7 protein-coding genes and 1 pseudogene are annotated in these 5,409 nt (G+C 43.9%); 4 read left to right on the top strand and 4 right to left on the bottom strand.

The window, feature by feature from the left end; genetic code table 11:
* The first annotated feature begins 169 nt into the window (after positions 1-169).
* From IM473_RS11925 to IM473_RS11915, 3 genes are read left to right on the top strand one after another with little or no spacing between them, the layout of a single operon-like run.
* Positions 170-1,363, top strand: a complete 1,194-nt coding sequence (locus IM473_RS11925; RefSeq protein ID WP_287660246.1) for an RNA-guided endonuclease InsQ/TnpB family protein — start codon at positions 170-172, stop codon at positions 1,361-1,363.
* A 9-nt stretch (positions 1,364-1,372) separates the two neighbouring features.
* Entirely contained in the window at positions 1,373-1,750 is a 378-nt protein-coding gene (locus IM473_RS11920; RefSeq protein ID WP_287660245.1) for a hypothetical protein, read from the top strand.
* On the top strand, positions 1,747-2,052 hold the full coding sequence (locus tag IM473_RS11915; protein WP_287660244.1) for a hypothetical protein: 306 nt from the start codon (positions 1,747-1,749) through the stop codon (positions 2,050-2,052). The genes IM473_RS11920 and IM473_RS11915 overlap by 4 nt, the downstream gene beginning before the upstream one ends.
* 239 nt (positions 2,053-2,291) lie before the next feature.
* On the opposite strand, the pseudogene IM473_RS11910 reads toward IM473_RS11915, so the two are convergent.
* The 4 genes and pseudogenes from IM473_RS11910 to IM473_RS11895 form a co-directional block, all read right to left on the bottom strand.
* Positions 2,292-3,236: pseudogene (locus tag IM473_RS11910) on the bottom strand (RNA-guided endonuclease InsQ/TnpB family protein); the annotation flags it as partial.
* A gap of 204 nt (positions 3,237-3,440) precedes the next feature.
* Positions 3,441-3,719, bottom strand: a complete 279-nt coding sequence (locus IM473_RS11905) for a helix-turn-helix domain-containing protein (RefSeq protein ID WP_407069751.1) — start codon at positions 3,717-3,719, stop codon at positions 3,441-3,443.
* Positions 3,720-3,752: 33 nt separating this feature from the next.
* Positions 3,753-4,202 carry a hypothetical protein gene (locus IM473_RS11900; RefSeq protein WP_287660242.1) on the bottom strand — a complete coding sequence of 150 codons (450 nt, stop codon included), beginning with the start codon at positions 4,200-4,202 and terminating at the stop codon, positions 3,753-3,755.
* A gap of 41 nt (positions 4,203-4,243) precedes the next feature.
* Positions 4,244-4,747, bottom strand: a complete 504-nt coding sequence (locus IM473_RS11895; protein WP_287660241.1) for a thermonuclease family protein — start codon at positions 4,745-4,747, stop codon at positions 4,244-4,246.
* 174 nt (positions 4,748-4,921) lie between these two features.
* Here IM473_RS11895 and IM473_RS11890 point away from each other — a divergent pair, with 174 nt between their 5' ends.
* On the top strand, positions 4,922-5,092 hold the full coding sequence (locus IM473_RS11890; RefSeq protein ID WP_287660240.1) for a hypothetical protein: 171 nt from the start codon (positions 4,922-4,924) through the stop codon (positions 5,090-5,092).
* Positions 5,093-5,409 lie beyond the last annotated feature (317 nt).

Below are 5,409 nucleotides of genomic sequence, written 5' to 3'. Positions count from 1 at the left end.
GATCTCAACAAAATTGAAAAGTTCTGGGCTAGATTGAAAAACTATGTTAGTCAGATTATCAATGATAGTGAAAACCTTGTGGATGCTGTGAGTAAAGCCTTCAGGCATCTGTCCTAACTAACTCGTTCTATGCCATAGCATAAAGAAAGTTGTTTGAGGTCGATAAACAATGATTGTCTTAGAAATGAAAGCCGTGGTTAAACCAAGTCAGTGTTCTGCCATTGATGAGGCTATTCGTACAGTACAATTCATCAGAAACAAAGCATTAAGGCTTTGGATGGATGCCAAGAGAGAAGACAAAATCGATAAATATTCTCTCAATAAATATTGTGCAGTTCTCGCCAAACATTTTAAGTTTATCGATACTCTAAATTCTACGGCTAGACAAGCATCTGCTGAACGAGCTTGGTCAGCTATTGCTCGTTTCTATGACAATTGTAAGAAAAAGGTTAAAGGTAAAAAAGGTTATCCCAAGTTTCAGAAAAATAATCGTTCTGTGGAATACAAAAACTCTGGATGGAAACTATCGGAGGATAGAAAGAAAATTACTTTTACCGACAAGAAAAACATCGGCACGGTTAAACTGAAAGGAACTAGAGACCTAAATTTCTATCCCTTAGACCAAATTAAACGGGTAAGGATTGTCAAACGTGCTGACGGTTATTATGTGCAGTTCTGCATTAATTTAGATGTTCGGGAATATGCAAAACCTCTTGAACCTACTAAAAAATGTGTAGGGTTGGATGTAGGTTTAAAAGTTTTCTACGCTAACAGTGATGGAGAAACGGTAGAAATACCGCAATACTATCGCAAGGCAGAAAAAAGATTAAATCGTCTGAATCGGAAGAAATCTAAAAAGTTTAGAAAAGGTCAACCCCAATCAAACAACTACCAAAAAGCTAGAAAGAGATATGCTAGAAAGCATTTAAGAGTAAGTAGGCAACGTAAAGGCTTTGCCTCAAAAGAGGCATTGCGCGTCATTAAATCTAACGATTTTATTGCTTACGAAGATTTAAATGTTAAAGGCATGGTAAAAAACTCTAAACTTGCTAAATCTATTAATGATGTGGCTTGGTCAACTTTTCGACAATGGTTAGAGTATTTTGGCTTTAAATACGGTAAGGCCACGGTAGCAGTAGCCCCTCATAACACGAGTCAAAACTGTTCTAATTGTGATCAAAAAGTACCTAAATCTCTATCTACGAGAACCCATATTTGTCCCCATTGTGGCTATGTAGAAGATAGAGATATTAACGCCGCTATCAACATTCTCAAAAAGGGACTAAGTACGGTAGGGCATACCGGAACTCACGCTTGGGGAGAGATTCCCTCTGGTTTGGTTGGATACGTCCTGTCAGATTAAGGAAACTCAGTGAACCAAGAATCCCTCGCTTTTAGCGACGGGAGTGTCAATAAATCTCTCTCAGATACGGCGAGAGAGAAATTTTTCAATTTTGTCAGGGAGAAGGTGAAAGACTTCAACCCACCCATCCACGACATCGAAGCATGGCTGGCCAGCACAAATGGAGCGGGTAAAGAACGTTCCCGTGTGTATTACGAGATGTTTCAATCCGAATTACAAGAAAGGGATTGGGAGAACCATTCCAAACGAGAGGAGTGGATTGCTGAAATACGGCAAGGAAAAGGTCGTTTTGTAGCCCAAGGGGGACCACCAGAAGAGTGGGAGACAAGAAAAGCTTTTGCGGACTGGGCGATTACCAACAATTTAGTTTGGGGGAACAAATCATGAAAAAACTCCCCAGGGAGCCAATGCGCCCCGAAAAGGAACCAGGAGCGGAGGTAGAAATCTGGCAGCCCGACTGGAATTGCTTCTGCTGTCATGACAGTGGGATCGTTCACCATCACCTCGCTGCCCTTGTCAACGATGGTTATGACTACAACCGGGATAAACTGCCACGCTGTCATAATCCAGGCTGCACTGCTGGCGGTCACTTTGACGGGGAAGTTTTGGCTCCTAGTGTCGATTATCGGCTGACTGCCGAAATATGCCAAGAACTCGATGCTATCGAGCGAAAGAATTGGCGGGATTAGGTTCAGCAAAGAAGGCTCGCCATCGAAATCGACCTATCGACTATCGGCAACCAGCGCACATCGACCGAGGAAAGGTCAGTGCGGCAGAAACATCAGGCTGTTTTGGGAAAATTGAACGGTCTTTGCTGATGTCGGCGGTCGCTATCCTTGATTTTTAGTCAACAGCCCTAATTGACATCCTCACCGCCGTAAACGGACGGTGATTCCCAAACCTCACGATTTGGGCTTCGGCCGTGAGCTCAGCCGAACGGTTTCTGCTTCTTTCCCTTGCGGGGTTCCGCACCTGCCTTAACAGATTTACTCTGTTCTGGTCTTATGGTCGCTCTACAGACTGACACCGCAAGTCCTGCGGCCAAAATGTTTTTACTAGCGTTAATATCTCGGTCATGGTGAGTCCCACAGTCTGGACAATCCCATTCTCGAATATTTAACGGCATCTTTTCGACAATATGCCCGCAATTACTACACCGCTTAGAACTAGGAAACCATCTATCTACTTCGATGTAATTTCTCCCATACCAACGGCATTTATAGGCTAATTGTCGAGTGATTTCTCCCCAACTAACGTCAGATATTGCCTGAGATAATTTCGAGTTTTTGACCAGATTCTTGATGGCTAAATTCTCAACCACAATCGTTTGGTTTTCACGAACTAATTGAGTGGTTAGCTTGTGTAAATGGTCTTTTCTGCTATCGGTGATTTGGGCGTGAATCCTGGCTACTTTGATTCTCGCCTTTTCCCGATTTTTTGACCCTTTCTGTTTTCTAGAAAGATTTTTTTGTGCTTTTCGCAACCTCTGATAATGTTTTTTAAAATGCTTAGGATTAGATACCTTGTCTCCATCGCTGGTAATCACAAGGCTACTAATTCCTAAGTCAATTCCGATGGCTTTATCTGTTACTGGTAGAGGCTTAATCGTTGGGTCATCAAATCTTATTGAGATATGCCAGCGTCCTGAGGGATGTAATCTGACTGTTACTGTGCTTGGTTCACAAGCTTCTGGTATTTGTCTTGACCATCGAATAGGTAAAGGTTCTGTGCATTTAGCTAAATAGATTTGTTTGTCTTTAAATTTAAAAGCTGACTTAGTAAATTCGGCACTTCCTCCCTGATGTTTTTTCTTAAAGTTAGGATACTTAGTACGACCAGCAAAGAAGTTAGTGAAAGCTGTTTGTAAATGCTGACAGGGGGACAAGCGAGCTAGAAAACTTGCCAACAAAGGCTTCTGGCTTCTCTCGCTAGAAATAGATCTAGCGATTCTAGGCAAAAAGCTAACGAAAGAATTAGGGATAGGAGCGAGCTTACTAGGAATTATTATTAATAAGTGAGAGATGGTGCGGCGAACTTTTTCGAGCTAAAACTATGAAAAGCTTATGCTATATGGATTTCAGCCTTCTTGTCCCCCTGTCAGTTGTAAATGTCTTAACCCTTGTTGTAAAGGTACACAACTAACTGCGTTTAAAAAGTCTAATTCTTCTTGCTTTTTCCAATCGGTTAGCATTGAAGAAGTTTCAGTGTAGCCTACTCTTTCTTGCTTTTCGTACCATGCTTGTGTTCTGACATGGAGAGCTTTATTGTAAACTAATCTTACACAGCCCAAAGTGCGCCGCAATAGCGACTCTTGTTCGGGTGTGGGGTAAAATCGAAACGAATAGGCTTTTTCCATGTCTCACATTTTAGCATATATTTGGTAAATGCGCTAGTATTTAACGGTAAAGCCGTCGTGAAACGACGGGGTTTCAGACCCAAAATTTTCGATGAAACTGGCATTAACCTGATAGGAAATCAAATCTCCCTCGACAAAGAAACTGAGGCCGTAGCGACCTGGTGCTAAATTGAGAGATAGTCGGTCGCCGTATTCAACCGAACCGACAACGGTGGCGACACCGTTACTATCAAATCGCACCAACTCGGTGATCACGTTCGGGTCGGTGGCGAGTTCCAAGCGCAGGTTGCGGGAAGTCCTGAATTTGAGTCTGTCCACACTATCCCAAACGCCGCAGCGATTAGTTTCCCCTAAATGACCGTCAACCTCGAAGCTTTTTCCCGTCCTTGCGGTTCCCAGATCGATCGCCCCGCCCCATTCCCGACTCAGATCGCGACGGGAATAAATCTCGCCGTCCATTCCAGTAATGATATCTCTGTTCATAGTTTCCCTCTCCGAATTTCTCTATCTCTACAGATAAAAAACTACCGATTCCGTCGTCGCCATTCCCAAGGTGGCATCGGATTTCCCCCGAAAATTCCCTTCCGGTTCGAGCGAGTTTCTTTAAAAGCCCTTTCGATTTCATTCCAGCTTGGACAGTTGCCCTTGAATTGATCGTAAGCCCAAACCATACCGTCCTTTACCTGCTGCAGTTGAACTAGCTGACCGTTGGCGTACACCTCGGCCACGGTACGCCCAAAGCGATCTGTATCGATAGCATTGATAGTGACTTGGTTATTTGCCTGGTTAAGAAGCGATCGCAAGTGGTCACGACTGGCGATGCCGTTTTCCTGTTTGATTTCCGGGGCATCGACACAGGCGAATCTGATTTTTTTCTGTTCTCCCTGACAATTGACCCTAATCGTGTCGCCGTCGTGTACCGAACCCCTGACCACCGTGCAACTGCGGGCATTGGCCAAGGTTGAGGCGGGAAGGTTCTGACAGGAAACCAATAGTAAGGCGATCGCTAAAAGGAAAAGGCGCTTCATGGTTTTGGGGTGCGTGACGGTGGCAAGGAAAACCAAATCGTCGGGATTGGTAATCGCCGTCTATTCTACGGTGATGAGGATGTCAACGGCAAAATTTCCGTAAAGAGGTTGATTCCCATTGATTGATAGGTCAAGTTCCCTGCCGTAAAGAATCGATAGATGCTTGAGGCAATTATGAAACTGAATATTTCGTTAGAAGCCCCCGAAAAAATAACCGAAGAGATAAGACAACGCAAGGAAGCTATCGATCGGCAATCGGCCGAGTTTAACCAATGGATGAACGGAATCAAAGCAAGGCTGGATGCGATCGCCAAGAGATCTAACGGGACAAAAACACTAAAGTAGAGCCAACGCAAAGCGCTCGCTAAGCGAAACCGCATTCTCTGGCTCACAAGAAAAGGTGCTTCATGGTTTGTTGTCGGTAAATCGAGCGCTTCGACCAACTAACTGAACATAAGCCCACCTTATCATTCCGACAAGAAATACTGAATGTTAAGAAACTTTACAATTCGTTACATAACCCTTAAGATGAGAACATCATCAATCATTCAAATCGCACTCATAAACCAATGACCACCACCTTACAACAGCGCGAGAGCGCTTCCCTGTGGGAGCAGTTCTGTCAGTGGATCACCAGCACCAACAACCGTTTATACATCGGT

Source organism: Microcystis sp. M015S2 (assembly GCF_020245945.1).
In the GTDB taxonomy this organism is placed as follows: domain Bacteria; phylum Cyanobacteriota; class Cyanobacteriia; order Cyanobacteriales; family Microcystaceae; genus Microcystis.
Note: the sequence above shows the minus strand (reverse complement) of the source record. Positions and strands in the feature narration are given on the sequence as shown.

Excerpts from the sequence above, each read along its gene's own strand:
- IM473_RS11895 (WP_287660241.1), bottom strand. The coding sequence starts at position 4,747 with ATGAAGCGCCTTTTCCTTTTAGCGATCGCCTTACTATTGGTTTCCTGT.
- IM473_RS11925 (WP_287660246.1), top strand. The coding sequence starts at position 170 with ATGATTGTCTTAGAAATGAAAGCCGTGGTTAAACCAAGTCAGTGTTCT.
- IM473_RS11905 (WP_407069751.1), bottom strand. The coding sequence starts at position 3,719 with ATGGAAAAAGCCTATTCGTTTCGATTTTACCCCACACCCGAACAAGAG.
- IM473_RS11915 (WP_287660244.1), top strand. The coding sequence starts at position 1,747 with ATGAAAAAACTCCCCAGGGAGCCAATGCGCCCCGAAAAGGAACCAGGA.
- IM473_RS11900 (WP_287660242.1), bottom strand. The coding sequence starts at position 4,202 with ATGAACAGAGATATCATTACTGGAATGGACGGCGAGATTTATTCCCGT.
- IM473_RS11890 (WP_287660240.1), top strand. The coding sequence starts at position 4,922 with ATGAAACTGAATATTTCGTTAGAAGCCCCCGAAAAAATAACCGAAGAG.